This window comes from Devosia sp. CAU 1758, from assembly GCF_054482695.1.
In genome coordinates this window covers 170,428-186,171 of record NZ_JBTLRJ010000003.1, presented here as the reverse complement: position 1 = coordinate 186,171, position 15,744 = coordinate 170,428, and the positions used below count along the sequence as shown (strand labels likewise).

Annotated in this window: 15 protein-coding genes; 5 read left to right on the top strand and 10 right to left on the bottom strand. The window is 61.7% G+C overall.

Annotated elements, in window-relative coordinates:
* Window positions 1–256 precede the first annotated feature (256 nt).
* Complete coding sequence (gene rocF, locus ACXYMS_RS11030) at window positions 257–1,231, top strand: arginase (protein ID WP_458906276.1); 975 nt, start codon at window positions 257–259, stop codon at window positions 1,229–1,231.
* Window positions 1,232–1,485: 254 nt separating this feature from the next.
* On the opposite strand, the gene clpX is transcribed toward rocF, so the two are convergent.
* The 3 genes from clpX to ACXYMS_RS11015 form a co-directional block, all read right to left on the bottom strand.
* Window positions 1,486–2,763 carry an ATP-dependent Clp protease ATP-binding subunit ClpX gene (gene clpX, locus ACXYMS_RS11025; protein ID WP_458906274.1) on the bottom strand — a complete coding sequence of 426 codons (1,278 nt, stop codon included), beginning with the start codon at window positions 2,761–2,763 and terminating at the stop codon, window positions 1,486–1,488.
* Window positions 2,764–2,938: 175 nt separating this feature from the next.
* Window positions 2,939–3,568: an ATP-dependent Clp protease proteolytic subunit gene (locus ACXYMS_RS11020; RefSeq protein ID WP_458906273.1), complete on the bottom strand. Its 630-nt coding sequence runs from the start codon at window positions 3,566–3,568 to the stop codon at window positions 2,939–2,941.
* Window positions 3,569–3,820: 252 nt separating this feature from the next.
* Window positions 3,821–4,048, bottom strand: a complete 228-nt coding sequence (locus ACXYMS_RS11015) for a hypothetical protein (RefSeq protein ID WP_458906271.1) — start codon at window positions 4,046–4,048, stop codon at window positions 3,821–3,823.
* A gap of 139 nt (window positions 4,049–4,187) precedes the next feature.
* Here ACXYMS_RS11015 and ACXYMS_RS11010 point away from each other — a divergent pair, with 139 nt between their 5' ends.
* Window positions 4,188–5,444 carry a cytochrome P450 gene (locus tag ACXYMS_RS11010; protein WP_458906269.1) on the top strand — a complete coding sequence of 419 codons (1,257 nt, stop codon included), beginning with the start codon at window positions 4,188–4,190 and terminating at the stop codon, window positions 5,442–5,444.
* A gap of 79 nt (window positions 5,445–5,523) precedes the next feature.
* Here the strand turns inward: ACXYMS_RS11010 and ACXYMS_RS11005 are convergent, their stop codons facing one another.
* The 5 genes from ACXYMS_RS11005 to ACXYMS_RS10985 form a co-directional block, all read right to left on the bottom strand.
* Window positions 5,524–6,891 (bottom strand): dicarboxylate/amino acid:cation symporter, encoded by a 1,368-nt coding sequence (locus tag ACXYMS_RS11005; protein ID WP_458906267.1) that lies wholly within the window; start codon window positions 6,889–6,891, stop codon window positions 5,524–5,526.
* A gap of 172 nt (window positions 6,892–7,063) precedes the next feature.
* Window positions 7,064–7,702 (bottom strand): SdpI family protein, encoded by a 639-nt coding sequence (locus tag ACXYMS_RS11000; protein WP_458906266.1) that lies wholly within the window; start codon window positions 7,700–7,702, stop codon window positions 7,064–7,066.
* Window positions 7,703–7,890: 188 nt separating this feature from the next.
* Window positions 7,891–8,373 (bottom strand): 30S ribosomal protein S9, encoded by a 483-nt coding sequence (gene rpsI, locus ACXYMS_RS10995; protein WP_458906264.1) that lies wholly within the window; start codon window positions 8,371–8,373, stop codon window positions 7,891–7,893.
* Between the two features lies 1 nt (window position 8,374).
* Window positions 8,375–8,839 (bottom strand): 50S ribosomal protein L13, encoded by a 465-nt coding sequence (gene rplM, locus ACXYMS_RS10990; protein WP_458906262.1) that lies wholly within the window; start codon window positions 8,837–8,839, stop codon window positions 8,375–8,377.
* 140 nt (window positions 8,840–8,979) lie between these two features.
* The gene (locus tag ACXYMS_RS10985) at window positions 8,980–10,032 is read right to left on the bottom strand and encodes a COX15/CtaA family protein (RefSeq protein ID WP_458907000.1); all 1,053 of its coding nucleotides are present in this window, start codon (window positions 10,030–10,032) and stop codon (window positions 8,980–8,982) included.
* Window positions 10,033–10,119: 87 nt separating this feature from the next.
* Here ACXYMS_RS10985 and ACXYMS_RS10980 point away from each other — a divergent pair, with 87 nt between their 5' ends.
* Window positions 10,120–10,335, top strand: a complete 216-nt coding sequence (locus tag ACXYMS_RS10980) for a DUF2842 domain-containing protein (protein ID WP_458906261.1) — start codon at window positions 10,120–10,122, stop codon at window positions 10,333–10,335.
* Here the strand turns inward: ACXYMS_RS10980 and ACXYMS_RS10975 are convergent.
* Together ACXYMS_RS10975 and ACXYMS_RS10970 are read right to left on the bottom strand one after the other, a co-directional pair.
* A complete protein-coding gene (locus ACXYMS_RS10975; protein ID WP_458906260.1) occupies window positions 10,332–11,372 on the bottom strand; it encodes a polysaccharide deacetylase family protein in 1,041 nt (346 codons plus the stop codon). The genes ACXYMS_RS10980 and ACXYMS_RS10975 overlap by 4 nt on opposite strands.
* A 13-nt stretch (window positions 11,373–11,385) precedes the next feature.
* Window positions 11,386–13,806, bottom strand: a complete 2,421-nt coding sequence (locus ACXYMS_RS10970) for a GumC family protein (protein ID WP_458906258.1) — start codon at window positions 13,804–13,806, stop codon at window positions 11,386–11,388.
* A 152-nt stretch (window positions 13,807–13,958) separates the two neighbouring features.
* Between ACXYMS_RS10970 and ACXYMS_RS10965 the strand changes: the two genes are divergently transcribed.
* On the top strand, window positions 13,959–14,510 hold the full coding sequence (locus ACXYMS_RS10965) for a polysaccharide biosynthesis/export family protein (RefSeq protein WP_458906257.1): 552 nt from the start codon (window positions 13,959–13,961) through the stop codon (window positions 14,508–14,510).
* 2 nt (window positions 14,511–14,512) lie between these two features.
* Window positions 14,513–15,634 (top strand): glycosyltransferase, encoded by a 1,122-nt coding sequence (locus tag ACXYMS_RS10960; RefSeq protein ID WP_458906255.1) that lies wholly within the window; start codon window positions 14,513–14,515, stop codon window positions 15,632–15,634.
* Window positions 15,635–15,744: the final 110 nt, after the last annotated feature.

Here is a 15,744-nt window from a genome sequence, read left to right as displayed (position 1 = left end):
GAGGAATTGGTAGCGCGCCCGTATTGCGACTGCCCAATCCTCTCGAGGCTGGGCGATTCAGGTTAATAAATAGGGTGGACCACCCCGCCCGCAAGTCAACCTTTGCGCTTTTGTGACCGTTAGCGTTACTTCGCACAGGAGATATGTCCGCAAGCCGGAAACACCGGTGTGCCTTGCATCCCGAAAGGATGTGCATGCTGGGCTGGACCGGATCGATCCCCTATGTTTCGAATCGTGACACTCCTGGAACCCAATCATGAACGTCCTTCCTCGCCCGCAGCGCATCGACATTCTCGGCATCGCCACCGCTTCCGGTGCCTCCGTGAGGGGATGCGGCATGGGCCCCGAAGCTCTGCGCGTTGCCGGACTGATCGAGGCGCTGATCGAGCTGGAGCACACCATTGCCGATCACGGTGATTTGCGGCGGCCCCACCCCGACATTTCCACCAATCCCTCCAGCACCCGCCTGCCTGAGGAGCGGAAGGCGGATGTGCTGGATCTGGCGGCGCGCGCCAGCGATGCCGGGCTGGCCATACTCAGTGAGGGCAATTTCCCGGTCTTCCTGGGCGGGGACCATTCGATTGCCATGGGCACCGTGTCGGCAGCCGCACGGCATTGCGCGCTGACCGGCAAGCCGGTGCATGTGCTCTGGATCGACGCTCATGCCGACTACAACACCCCCGAAACCTCGCCTTCAGGCAATCTGCACGGTATGCCGCTGGCGCTGCTCTGCGGCGAGCCGGAATTCGATGAGAGTTTCACAGGCGACTGGCTCGGGCGGATCGATCCGCGCAACGTGACCATTTTTGCAGCACGCTCCATCGACCGCGAGGAGCGCCGGCTGGTGCAGGCCCGCGGTGTCGAGGTGGTCGACATGCGCAAGATCGATCAACTCGGCGTGGTGGCTTCGCTGCAAAAGGTAATCGAGAGGGCTAAGGCCGATGGCGCGCATCTGCATGTCAGCTTCGATGTGGACTCAATAGACCCTGCCATCGCGCCGGGAGGCGGCACGCTGGTGCCGGGGGGCCTTACCTATCGCGAGGCACATCTGGTGATGGAAATGCTGCATGACAGCGGCGTGGTGGGCTCGCTTGACGTGGTAGAACTCAACCCTTTCCTCGATCATGGCGGGAAAAGCGCAACGCTGATGGTGGACCTGGTGGCGAGCCTCTTTGGCCGCTCGATCATGGGGGAAGAGCCCGGACCGGTGGAGTTCGTGACGGAAGGGTAAGCTCACGCGGCCAGGGCCTGCCCAATGATGGCACAGTCGCGGCCGCTGGCCTTGGCCTGTCAGAAGGCGTTGTGGCGCGGCGGTAAACCGACTGGATGCCGTCATCCCCCTGACCGGACTGGGCAACCCCGGCGCTAAATCGCACATCAGCGTGGTGCCAATATAGCTGCCGCCTTCTGACGACCGTCAAAGAGCGACGGCCTCCGGCATTTTATGCCGGAGGCCGTAAACGATTGGTTCGTTTGCGCTTTTGTTTAGGCTGTGGCCGGAGCCTCGTCCTTCTTGCGCTCGGAATAGATGTAGAGCGGACGCACGTCCTTGCCCTTCACCACCTCTTCCGAGATCACCACTTCTTCCACGCCCTCGAGCGAGGGCAAGTCGTACATGGTGTCGAGCAGGATGGCCTCCATGATCGAGCGCAGGCCACGGGCGCCGGTCTTGCGCTGGATGGCCTTCTCGGCGATGGCCTTGAGGGCATCCTCGTGGAAGGTCAGCTCGATCTCTTCCATCTGGAACAGGCGCTGATACTGGCGGACCAGTGCGTTCTTGGGCGCGGTCAGGATCTCGATCAGGGCCGGAATATCGAGATCGTCCAGGGTCGCAAGAACCGGCAGACGACCGATGAATTCCGGTATCAGGCCGAAGCGGACCAGATCCTCGGGCTCGACATCGGCCAGGACCTGGCCGACGCGACGGTCATTCGGGTCCTTAACGGTGGCTGAGAAACCGATGCCCGAGCCTTCGCCGCGGGCCGAGATGATCTTGTCGAGGCCGGCAAAGGCGCCGCCACATATGAACAGGATATTGGTCGTGTCCACCTGCAGGAATTCCTGCTGCGGATGCTTGCGGCCGCCCTGCGGGGGCACGGAGGCAACAGTGCCTTCCATGATCTTGAGCAGGGCCTGCTGCACGCCTTCGCCCGAGACGTCCCGGGTGATGGAGGGATTGTCCGACTTGCGGGAAATCTTGTCGACTTCGTCGATATAGACGATGCCGCGCTGAGCTTTCTCGACATTGTAATCGGCCGACTGCAACAGCTTGAGGATGATGTTTTCCACGTCCTCGCCGACATAACCGGCTTCGGTGAGCGTAGTGGCATCGGCCATGGTGAAGGGCACATCGAGAATACGCGCCAGCGTCTGGGCCAGCAGGGTCTTGCCGGTACCGGTCGGGCCGATCAGCAGAATGTTGGACTTGGAAAGTTCCACGTCCTGATTCTTGGCTGCGTGGTGCAGGCGCTTGTAATGGTTGTGGACAGCGACCGCGAGGTTCCGCTTGGCGCGGAACTGACCGATGACGTAATCGTCCAGCACCTTGCAGATCTCTGCAGGGGTGGGCACGCCTTCGGAGGACTTGACCATGGAGGTCTTGTTCTCTTCGCGGATGATGTCCATGCACAGCTCGACGCATTCATCGCAGATGAACACGGTCGGACCGGCGATCAGCTTGCGTACTTCGTGCTGCGACTTGCCGCAGAACGAGCAGTAAAGCGTGTTCTTGGAGGTTTCGCCGTTGGTGGTCTCTTTGGACATCCAGTCACTCCCGGGGGTTGAGCACCCCCAAATTCAAGCGTTAACAGGCAAGCTAACGCTCAAGGCATAAAGAAAGTCTAAGCCGAAACGACCTTAAAGGCCGTTCCGGCTGGGTGCAATTGCGCTTGGATCACAGTCCACGGCGCATCAGCAATGTGCTTAACGCGCGTCAAGGTCAGGCGGATGCCTCGGGGATGGCACGCTTTTCCATGACCGTGTCGATCAGGCCGAAAGCCTTGGCCTCTTCAGGCGAGAGGAAACGATCGCGCTCGAGAGCATTCTCGATTTCCTCGTAGGTACGGCCGGTATGCTTCTCATAAATCTGATTAAGACGGCGCTTCAAGCCCTCGACTTCCTTGGCATGAATCAGAATGTCAGTGACCTGACCCTGGAAGCCACCAGAAGGCTGGTGAACCATGACGCGGGAATTCGGCAGCGAGGTGCGCATGCCGGCTTCGCCCGCCGCGAGCAGCAGCGAACCCATGGAAGCTGCCTGGCCCATGACCATGGTAGCAACGGCCGGGCGAATGAACTGCATGGTGTCATAGATGGAAAGGCCAGCCGTCACCACGCCGCCGGGCGAGTTGATGTACATGGCGATTTCCTTCTTCGGGTTCTCTGATTCGAGGAACAGAAGCTGGGCCACGATGAGCGAGGCCATATTGTCCTCGACCACGCCGGTCACGAAGATGATGCGCTCGCGGAGAAGCCGCGAATAGATGTCGAAGGCGCGTTCGCCACGGTTCGACTGCTCGACCACCATGGGTACGAGCGTGTTCATGTAAAGATCGTGCGGATCCCGCATAGTTTGCCCCTTGGCCATGCCCCGGGTCGCGGACCGGGCGGCAGGCTTGGTTGGTTGGACACGTCCCCTGCCCCGAACGCGCACTCGGAGAGGCAGGCAAACATGCCGGAAAATCGAATCAGCGCGACGGCCGATTGCAGGCGATACCACCTTAACGGGCGGTAAAGGCACAGATAGGCGGCAATGAGGCGGGCTTCAATAGGAAGGGTCCAGGTTGTCGCTGTAAGGTGAATGCCGCGAAATCTATTCAAATCAGGCGAAGGTGACCGCCACGCCCTTCTTGCGGAAGTAGGCCTGCATGAGTTTGCGGCCCTGGCGATTGCCCTGCGCAAGCTTGGCGGTTTCGAAGGTGGCTTCCTTGACGCCTTCGCGAGCCATGGCGCCTTTGAGGGCGGCAATGTGGGTGTCGAGGTCTTCGTTGTCGGCGCGGATCGAGGCGTAGATGGCCTCGATAGCCTCGGAATATGTGATGTCGCTCACGGAAAAAGTGCTCCTCGAAATTGTTCGCCCCTTCCCTAGCGATTTTTTCGCCGGGAGCAAGGTTAAGAGGCCATAGGCAGATTGCCCATCAAACTCTAGATTTGACCAACCGATCAAAAGCGTCACCCAGTTCGAGACCATGGCCGCCATTATCCAAGTCAAGCCGATCACCGATGTCCCGACACATCTCCGCGCGAGCGCGCAGCCACAGGATCCGGCATTCTTCCAGAACCCCTACCCTTTCTATGCCCGTCAGCATGCGACGCATCCGGCCTTTTTCTGGCAGGAATACGGGCATTGGTGCTTCGCCGACTTCAAATCCGTCAGCGCCCTGTTACGCGACAAACGATTTGGCCGGGACATTCTGCATGTGGCAAGCCGGGAAGAAGTCGGCTTGCCAGCACCCAAACCGCATGTGGCGGGTTTTGACCTCACGGAGAAACACTCGCTGCTGAACCTTGAAGCGCCAGCCCATACGCGGCTGCGGACGCTGGTCAACCGCGCCTTCGTGTCGCGGCAGGTGGAGCAGTTGCGGCCGCGGATACGGCAACTGGCAAACGAGATCATCGACGGGTTCGAGGGCGGGGAGAACGTGGACCTGATCGAGGCTTTCGCGGCCCCCATTCCAGCCATTGTCATTGCCGAAATGATCGGGCTGCCGGCGGAGATGGCGCCGCAATTGCTCAACTGGTCCAACCGCATGGTGACCATGTACATGTACAGTGTCACCCGCGAGACCGAACTCGACGCCAATCAGGCGGCGGTCGATTTCATGGCTTATCTACGTGAAGTGATTGCCGAACGGCGCAAGGCGCCGCGCGAGGACCTGCTCACCCATATGCTGACGACAGACCGCGACGGCGATGTGCTAAGCGACGAAGAGGTGATGTCGACGGCAATATTGCTGCTCAATGCCGGGCATGAGGCCACGGTGCATACGACCGGCAATGGTGTGAAGTCGATCCTCGAAAGCGGGCTCGACCCACAGACCCTTTTCGCGACGCCGGAGCAGGCGGAGGCGACGGTGGAGGAATGCCTGCGTTTCGATGCACCACTACACCTGTTCACGCGCTATGCCCTGATGGACACCGAGGTGGCGGGGATTGCCCTGCGCAAGGGCGATGTGATCGGTCTGATGCTGGGCGCGGCCAATCGCGACCCGGTACGCTTTGCCCATGCCGACCGGTTTGACCCATTCCGCAATGATGGAGCCAATGTCAGCTTTGGCGCCGGCATCCATTTCTGCATCGGCGCGCCGCTGGCGCGGATCGAGCTGCAGGAAGCGATGGGCGTGCTGTTCCAGCGGCTGCCGAAGCTGCGGATCATGGAGACGCCGCGCTACGGCAATGTTTATCACTTCCACGGGCTGGAAAAGTTGATGGTGGGTTGGCGGTAGGCCCTCGCTTCAAGAGGCTGCTCCAAATACAGAATAGGGGAGGCTGGTGCCTCCCCTATTCCACTGATGCTGGCTTTTGCTATTCCGCCGGGACGGCGTCCACGTCGAGGTCTTCTATGGCCTTGCCATTGTCGTAAACAGCCTGATTGAGGATGCCCTGGCGCTTCGCCACGATGGTGGGCACCAGCGCCTGACCGGCGACATTGACTGCGGTACGGCCCATGTCGAGGATCGGGTCGATAGCCAGCAGCAGGCCAACGCCTTCGAGTGGCAGGCCCAGGGTCGATAGGGTCAGCGTCAACATGACGGTGGCGCCGGTGAGGCCCGCCGTAGCCGCGGAACCGATCACCGAGACGAAGACGATCAGCAGATAGTGTTCGGTGCCAAGCGGCACACCAAAGAACTGGGCAACGAAGATGGCTGAGATCGCCGGATAGATCGCAGCACAACCGTCCATCTTGGTGGTGGCACCAAGCGGCACGGCGAAGGCTGCATATTCACGCGGCACGCCAAGGTTTTTTTCGGTGACGCGCTCGGTAACCGGCAAAGTGCCGATGGACGACCGCGAGACGAAAGCGAGCTGGATGGCCGGCCATGCGCTTTGGAAATAGCGGATCGGGTTGAGGCCGTGAACTTGCAGCAGCACCGGATAGACCACGAACAGCACCAGCACCAGGCCGATATAGATGGCTGCGGAATACCAGCCGAGCTGGGCGAGCGCGTCCCAGCCATAGACGGCAACGGCATTGCCGAGAAGGCCGATCGTGCCGATGGGGGTGAGGCGAATGACCCACCACAGGATCTTGTGGATGATCTTGAGGAAAGAGCGGTTGAACGCGAGGAAGGTATCCGCGGCCGGGCCGACCTTGAGCGCTGCGACGCCGACGACAATCGAGACGATCAGGATCTGCAGCACGTTGAAATTGAGGCTGGTGGTCGCGCCGCTATCGGTGACGCGGGTGGACGCCTGGAGCCCGATGAAGTTTGAGGGAATCAAGCCCTTGAGGAAGTCGAGCCAGGAGCCGCTCGAAGATGGTGCGCGGGCGGCCTCGGCCGCCACGGCCGTGTTGAGGCCGGGCTGGATGATAAGACCTAGGGTAATGCCGATGGCCACGGCGATGAGCGCGGTGATAGCGAACCAGAGCAGCGTCTGCCAGACCAGCTTGGCCGCGTTGTTGAGCTCACGCAGATTGGCGATGGACGCAACGATGGCGGTAAATACCAACACCGGCACCAGGGCGCGCAGCAGCGACACGAAGGACGACCCGATGGTGGAGAGGGTTTGGGTAAGCCAATTGGCGCCGCCAGCGGCGTCCGGCCCCATGGTGCGGGCGATGAAGCCCAGGATGAGGCCTATGACCATGGCGGCCAGAACCTGAAAACCAAAATTGAGATAGAGCGGTTTGGGCGCGCGCGGTGGAGCGCTGGCCGAAACAGTGGTTGGCATGGGGATGGCCTTTCGGTGACCGGAGACTCGCTGCTCAAATGTTGAGCGCATCGCCTCACATTTGACCAGACCTTACGCCTCGTCCGGCCGGAATTCAGCGCATGGCATTGCGTTTACTTGGCCAAGTGGGAGATTTTTCTGCCCTGCATGGGGCCGCTAAAGCAACGCCTTGTCAGAAGCGGCGCAACACCAGGGTCGCAAGACCGGCAAGCAACGGCAATCCGCCGAGGATGGACGCCATCGCAAGGACCAATGGGCCCGGACCCGGATCGCTCCATGTCAGCCAGGCCAGAGCGGCAGCCGCGAACCCAGCGCCGATGCCGCCGAGGCGGTGAACGAGGCGCCAGTCCCTGTCGGACGGGATGGGCCAGGGCATGCGCAGGCCGGCGTAGGAATGACGCTCGGCCTCGTAGATGACCACCGCCAGCACGAGGAGCAATGCGGCAAGGCCACCCGCTGAAATGCGGAACATGTCGAAGTCCGAACCGATGCCGCTGAGCAGCAGGCCGAGTTGACAGGATGCAGCAACGGACAAGAGCAGGGTCAGGGCCGGATCGAGGATGTGCCGGGTCTTGGCGAGGTGGTTTTTGGTCAGCACGCGGCCAAGGGCGAAGAAGGCCGCCATAAAAAGAAGCTGGAGCAGTGGTGCGACGGCCAGCGTGATATCGCGCGGCCAGAGCCAGTCCACTGCGCTCCCCTGCCAATGGGCCGGGAAAGCGTAGGTCTGGGGAATTTGGATCAGGGCCACACCGCCGATGGCCACGGTGACGCCGAAGAGCAAGAGATGGAAACGGGTGACGAGGCTGGACATGAACAAGCTCTGGAAACCTTCTCCATATGAAAGCAGCGATGGAAGATGACCAGAGGAAATGAGAAATTTCCGTGCCGACTCTTGATGTGAGTCTCACGGCCCGGCACATCATTGCCGGTGCCAAGGGCAGTCAAAAGCAAAAGGGCCGGTTTCCCAGCCCCTCGCAAAAATCTAAATCGTTCCGAAGCTTAGCGCTTGGAGAACTGGAAGGAGCGGCGGGCCTTGGCCTTGCCGTACTTCTTGCGTTCCACAACGCGGCTGTCGCGGGTCAGGAAGCCACCCTTTTTGAGGAGCGGACGCAGGCCCGGCTCAAAGTAGTTCAGCGCCTTGGAGATACCGTGACGGACGGCACCGGCCTGACCGGAGAGACCACCACCAGCGACAGTAACGTTGACGTCATACTGATCGAGACGGTCGGTAGCAACGATCGGCTGCTTGACGATGAGCTGCAGAACCGGACGGGCGAAGTACTTGGCGAATTCGCGGCCGTTGACGGTGACCTTGCCCTTGCCCGGCTTGATCCAAACGCGTGCAACGGCGTTCTTGCGCTTGCCGGTGGCATAGGCGCGGCCGAGGCTGTCGAGCTTCTGGACATGGACCGGAGCGGTGTTGACAGCGGGAGCCGCTGCCGTGGTGCCGAGGTCTTCGAGGGAGTTGATGGTTTCAGCCATATTACTTCACCCGGACGTTCTTGGAGTTCAGCGAGGCGACGTCGAGCTTGGTCGGAGCCTGCGCTTCATGGGGATGCTCGGAACCGGCATAGAGGCGCAGATTCTTGAGCTGTGCACGGGTCAGCGGACCACCGGGCATCATGCGGCGCACGGCATTTTCCAGCACGCGGTGCGGGAAGCGGCCTTCAAGCAACTCACGCGCGGTGCGGTCCTTGATGCCACCGGGGTAGCCGGTGTGCCAGTAGAAGCGGTGCTGGTCGAGCTTGCGACCGGTCAGCTTCACCTTGTCGGCATTGATGACGATGATATTGTCACCCATGTCCATGTGGGGGGTGAAGGTCGGCTTGTGCTTGCCGCGCAGACGCGAGGCGATGATCGAAGCCAGACGACCCACGACCAGCCCTTCGGCGTCGATCAGGACCCACTTCTTTTCGATCTCGCTCGGTTTTGCCGAGTACGTGCTCATAATCGAATTCCTTGAGATTCAAGCAGCCGGCCCACGCATGGACCGGCCAGTTCGAGCGGCTCTCTATGTGAGATTCATGAAGGCGTCAACTGTCTTTAAATACGACAGTCAAATCAACGACTTACGATTGCGGTATTATATTACCGCACGCGCTTCATGTCGGCGACATAGGCCGTTCCGAGGCCGGCGAGCATGAAGGCCAAGGCTTGGTGCCCGACCGCAAGCCCGATAGGCACGCTCATCAGGAGGGTTGCGACGCCAAGCCCGACCTGAAGCAGCACGATGAATCCGATGCGAGGCAGCCAGCCATGCACACCGGCAAAGCCGCCATCCTTGTGCCGACGCCAGATCAGATAGCCGACATAGAGGACGATGAGGTAGGCCAAGAGGCGATGTATGAACTGAACCGTCAGCGCGTTTTCGAACAGGTTGCGCCATGCGGGCTCCATGACCATCAAGCCGTTTGGAACGATGGCGCCGTCCATCAGCGGCCAGGTCTGGTAGCCCATGCCGGCATCGAGCCCCGCGACGAAGGCCCCTGCCCCGATCTGCAGGATCACGGCAACCAGCAACAGAGTAACGGTTGTCAGGTGAAAGCCGGTCACACGACCCAAGGCTCGCCCCGGCGAGAGGGACCGGGCGACATAAATGAGGGCGATGAACAGCAGCGACGCGGCAGTCAGGTGGGCCGCCAGCCTATATTGCGAGACCGAAGTCAACTCGGTCAGCCCCGAGGACACCATCCACCAGCCAAGCGCGCCCTGGAAGCCTCCCAGAATGAAAAGGCCGAACAGGGGCAGCGCCAGATCGCGCGGCAGGCGCTTCTGAATAAGGAAGATGACAAAGGGCACAATGAAGAGCACTCCGAGGAAGCGGGCTACCAGGCGGTGCAACCATTCCCAGAAGAAGATAAACCTGAAGTCGTCGAGACTCATCCACGAATTAAGTACGGAATATTGCGGAATCTGCTGGTAGGCCTCGAACTCGGCCTGCCATTCGGCATCGTTGAGGGGCGGAATGACCCCGGAGATCGGCTTCCATGAAGTGATGGAAAGCCCTGATTCCGTAAGACGAGTAATGCCACCAACCACCACGATCAAAAGCACGAAGGCGGCCAGACCATAGAGCCAGATGCGCACCGGCCGCAGGCCGTCGCTGGCGAAGCTCACTTGACCCGGTGCGGCATCTTGCATGGCGTTCACGGAACTATTCCAGTATCGATCAGGGTGCCGGAGTGGTAGTCCTCCGGCCCGACGCCCGCAACAGTCCAGATGCCGCACATGACCCAGCGTAACCGCAAGTTGATTGGTGCCTTCCTGCTGGTCGGCTCCATTATCCTCTGGTCAGTGCTGGCGACGTGGATCTACCTGATCCTTCCCGAAGGACTGCCGGGGCTGGTGCTGATCGGTTTCTTCATCGTCGCCGGCATGGGCTGGGTCTTGCCCGCGATGCCGCTTATCACCTGGATGGCGAGACCCGACCGAACCAACTCCTAGCCTGTCAATCTTCCAAGCTGGGTGAACAATCCGCCGCTCGTAAAAACATCAACATACCGGTGTTTCTGAAAGTAACCATTGAGCGACACGCGTGGTAGGGCTGTCGGCGTCTTGAGATGATGGGGATAGAGACCACCAGGACGCGTGGTCACCGCAGTGCGAAAGCCCAGTTCCCTTGCCAGATCGAATTCCCGCGGGCCGCAGGAGAGCGGGCCGCCCAGAGGATAGGAAAAATGTTGGGGGCGCAGGCCGAACTGGGCCTCGATCACCTCAACCGAGAGCGCCATCTCGTTGCGCGCTTGCTCGGCCGGCAGCTTGGCCAGCTCATAGTGGTTCACAGTGTGCGCGCCGATGGTGCAGAGCGGATCCCCTACAAACAGGCGCAGTTCCTGCCAGTCCATGATCAGGTCTCGGCATTGCCGTTCGAGGTCGTAGCCGTAGGCGGTCGTGAACTCGGCCAGCAGCGCCAGGCGCTCGGCCTCCGGGAGCTTGCGCATGCGCCAATAGAGCCGATCAAACGCTTCGCGCTTCTGGGTCGGGGTTCGTGTGTCGACATATTCGGTCTCGCCATCTTCGGTGAAGGCAACGGCATCCTGACGGGCAATGATGTCCTCAATGGCCTGCCACCACAACTGGCCCACGCCGTCGACAAAGCCCGTCGGGACATAGAGCGTGAACGGTGCGTCATGGGCATGCAGGATCGGCAAGGCGTGGCGCAGATTGTCCCTATAGGCGTCATCGAAGGTGAGAACGACGAAGGAACGGCCACGGCGCTGCGCGGCAAGACGCTCAAGCGCCTCGTCGAGGCTCACAATGTCGATGCGCAGATCGCGGATGCGCTCCAGGCAATAGTCGAGGAAATCCGGCTGTATCTGTAGAATGGCATTTGGCGAGAAATCCGCCGGCTCCTCGGGCAAGACCCGATGCAGGGTCAGAATAACCCCACGCGAGCGCGACAGGAGGCGGAAAAGATGCGGCATGCCCGTGAGCCAGAGCAGTTCGAAACTGGCGCTAATGGCCGCATATTTGAGGGACATTGCGTTTGCCTGCTCAGGCAGCGACGGGTTCGGTCAGCGCCGTAATCTCGATCCGGGGCAGGCCGGCATCCTCAAGGGCGCGGCGCGCGGTCTCGGCGCGATCGATCCCGCTCTCGTCATCCGCGACCAGCACGATACGGCCACCCAGTTCGGCGAAGACATCCAGTGTCGAGCGCGGCCCGACCTGGCCAGTCAGCACGACCACCACTTCGTAGATGTCACCCAAGGCCTCAACCAGGGTTTGCGGCCGGTTGGAACGGCGGTCCAGACCGGTCCCCTGCCCCCAGGTCACCTCGGCAAAGCCGTGATCGGCAGACTTTTGCACCACATCGCCGAAGCTGGCATTGCCCGTGCTCAGGTCGCTCACTCCGAGGCTGTCGGTACGCCGCCCGGTGCCCGCGTCGATCAGCGCGACGCTGAGCCCCTTGGCGAGCGCGTCGCCAACTAGGTCCTCGGCGAGACTGCGGCTGACCTGACTCTCTTCATGGTCGGCCAGGAGCAGGAGGTGGGTGCGACCCAGAACCAGATCCGAAACCAGATCGGCATAGCGCACCAGTCCGTTGGCCGCCGAAAGGCGTGGCTGCGGAACGGCCTGCGCGATGGCAGGACCTGCCAGACCGGCGGATGGGGCCGGCATATCGGGGACCGCGGGCTCCACCGGATCGGGTTCGGACGCCGCGCCAGACCAGTCCGTCGACTCTGAGTCTCGCGCATCCGCCTCTGCGGTCGACGCACCGGCCATAAGTTCCCTGATGAGATCGCGTGCCGGGTCGGACGCCATCGGCGCTTCTTCATCCACATCAGGATCGAGAGCAGCAATGGAGGGTGGGCGTACCGATGACGGTGACACGGTTACGTCGGCCGTCCGATCGACGGGCACAAGGGCGTCAAGGTATCCGTCATCGGCGGGTTGCCCCACCGTATCTTCTTTCCCGGAATGAGCTGCTTCCAGTTCCCAGCGCTGCTCGGGCTCCAGTTCGGAAGCGTCGAATGGCGGGGTCTCCAGCGCATCCGTCGCGACCTTTGGGCGCGCCACCGGGGCCAGGGCACGACCGGACATGAGTTCGGCAAAGGCCACCGCGCCGAGCTGCCCCGCGAAGGCGACCAGTCCCACGGCCAGCATCACCAGCGAAGTCTTGGGCGAGGCCGGGGTCACCGATGGGGCGGCCTCGGAGACGACGCGCACATCGGGCAGTGCCGAATTGGCACCGACTCGCGATGACGCTTCATTGAAGCGCAAGAGATAGGCCTCAAGCAGGTCGCGCTGCGCCTTGGCCTCCCGCTCAAGCCCGTCCAGGGTCACGGTGTCCCGCGTCGCCAGCGAAGCGCTCGACTTGGCTCGGGCCAAATCTGCCTGGAGCGAGTCTTCCAGAGCGCCCTCTATCTGCGCCTCAGCCTCAAGCGCCGAAGCCACGCGGATGCCCTCGATGCGGATCTGGTTGTTCAACTCGGCGATCTGCGCGTTGAGCGCCCGAATACTGGGGTGATTGGACAGAAGCGTAGCCGAACGCTGGGCCTGCTCGCCCTGGAGGCGGGCCTTTTCTTCGCTCAGCCGCTGGATGACGACGGAATCGCGCACGTCGGCGACGCCCTCGATGGGCTGATTGCGATCAATCAGGCCACGGATCAGCGCGGCCCGTGACAGCGCCGTGTTCTTGCGCTCCTGCGCTTCGGTGATCTGGGTGGCAATATTGGAGAGCTGCTGATCAAGGAGGCTGGTATTGTTCTGGCCGGTGAACAGGTCATTATCGACCTTGAAATTGGCGACAGCGGATTCGGCCTGCTGCACGGAAACGCGGAGGCGCTCGATTTCTGCGCGCAGCCAGCCGGATGCATCGGCGGTGTCGGAAATGGAAAGCTGCGCCCGCCGCGCCACATGGGCCGCCGCCACGGCATTGGCAATGCGCGCCGACAATTCGGGGTCGGTGGTTCGAACCAGAACAGAAATGATGCGCGAATCGCGCTCCTGGACGACCGTCAGGCGATCATAGAGCGCCGTCAGCACAGTTTCGTCGATGCTGTTGGGTGTAGCCGTACGGCGCCCCGCGATCTGCATGATCAGGCCAATGGGCGACAGTCCAGATGCGGCGCCGTTGAACTCGGAAACCGAACGCAGATCAAGCGAGTCGATTACGCCCAGAAGCGTGTCGCGGGACTTGAGAAGCTCGATCTGGCTGGAGACCACGCCGACATCGCTGGCGGACACCGTGGGCGCCTGCTCATTGGAGGCCCGGACGTAAGAATTGGAGCGCGGCTCCACCAGGATCGAGGCTGACGACTCATAGAGCCGGGGCTGGAACATGAGGACGACAAAGGTCGCAACCAGCAAGCCGAGCGTCACGAGGAGGATGCGCGGCAACCGCCGCAGGACGGCCGAAAACAAGGCCGCAACGTCTACGCGTACATCATCCTGTATTGGCGATTCGTAAGCCATGGCGCTCCCTCGATCTGGAGGTAGAGCTACGCCCATCGTGGTCAATATTGGGTTAACCCGCCCTCGCATCTCGCGAACAAGTCGCTTTGACATAAGCAAAATCTTAACCATGCCCGACCAGACTGCCGGCAATTCGAAAGCGCGGGAAATAAATGCGCCGGTTATCCTTCATTGCAGTCCTGATCTCGCTGGCGCTGGCCGGCTGCGCCACCACGCGCCCGGCCACCTATCTGGTGGACACCAAGGGCCCCTACCAGCTCGATACCGGCGACGTGGTACGGGTGACCGTCTATGGCGACGCCGAACTGAGCAAGACCTACAAGGTCGACGACAATGGTGCCGTGGCGTTCCCGCTGGTCGGGCCGGTCGCGGTGCGCGGCGGCACTACCAAGGACGCCGCCCAGCGCCTCGCCCATGCACTGTCCAATGGCTATATGCGCAACCCGGACGTAGCCGTCGAAATCGATCAATACCGGCCCTTCTTCATCCAGGGCGAGGTCAAGACCGCAGGCCAGTTCCCCTATGTCTATGGCATGACCATTCGGGCCGCGATCAGCACGGCCGGCGGCTATACCGAAACGGCAGACCGGGCCGGGGCCATGGTCTATCGCCGGCAGGGCAACGAGATGGCCAAGGGTTCCGTGGACCTGGATTTCCCGATTTTCCCAGGTGACACCATCGTCGTGCAGGAGCGCTGGTTCTAGCGGTGAGCGGGGACAGCTTGCGCATATTGCAGGTCCTGCGCGCACCGGTTGGCGGATTATTCCGACATGTTGCGGACCTGACGCGAGCGTTGGCCGCCCATGGCCACAGCGTCGGCATCGTGGTGGACAGCCTAGCCAATGATGCGCAGACCGAGCGTCTGCTGACGGCGCTTGAAGCCGACGCGAGCCTCGGAATTCACCGCTTTGCCATGCCGCGCCTGTTCGGACGAGGCGACCTCAAGACCCCTTTCGCGGTCAGTGCCCTCGCCCGCAGGCTCGACATCGACATCCTCCACGGGCACGGGGCCAAGGGTGGCTTTTATGCGCGGCTGGCTGCCTATGGGCGCGGCAAGGCCAAGGTGTTTTACACCCCGCATGGTGGCGTGCTGCATTTCCCGGCGGACAAGACATCGGGCCGGCTGTTTCACCGCGTCGAACGGCTGCTGATGCCCAGGACCGCGGCGATCATCTTTGAAAGCGCCTATGCACAGAAAACCTATTCCGCCCTGATCGGCGCCCCGACCTGCCGGAGCCTGGTCATCCACAACGGGTTGAGGCCCGAGGAATTCGAGCCGGTCCTTTCCGTGGAAAATCCCGCGGACTTCGTATTCGTTGGAGAATTGCGTGCGCTCAAGGGCATTTTCCCGCTGGTCGAGGCCCTGGCCCATGTGGTCCGGCCCGATGGAACGCCAGCAAGGCTGGTGATGGCAGGGGATGGGCCGGACCGGCAGGCGCTGGAAGCACTAATCGAACAATTGGGGCTGAGCGATCGCGTAGCACTGGTCGGCTCGAGGCCAGCGCGCGAGGTTTTTGCCATGGGCCTGTGCACGGTAGTGCCGTCGCTGGCAGAGTCACTGCCCTATGTGGTCATGGAGGCCGCGGCCGCACAACTTCCCGTCATCTCGACGCGGGTCGGCGGTATCGCCGAGATTTTCGGCCCGACAGCGGATCGCCTGGTGTCACCCGGCGATCCCCTGGCGCTCGCTGCGGCCATGAACGCGGCGCTTGCCGATCCGGCTGAAGCCGAGCGGGACATGCGGGTCCGCCTTGCGCATGTGCGTTCCGAATTTGCCGTGGACCGCATGGCCGGAGCCATTGAGTCGCTCTACCGGGACGCCACTTGAAGTGCCGAATCGTTGCCGGGTCCAGGGGCCTGTTCCCGAGCTGATGTCTGGTGATACCGACGCACTGCACCCAAAGACTTCACCGAGTATAAAGGTCTCTTGGTGACAAT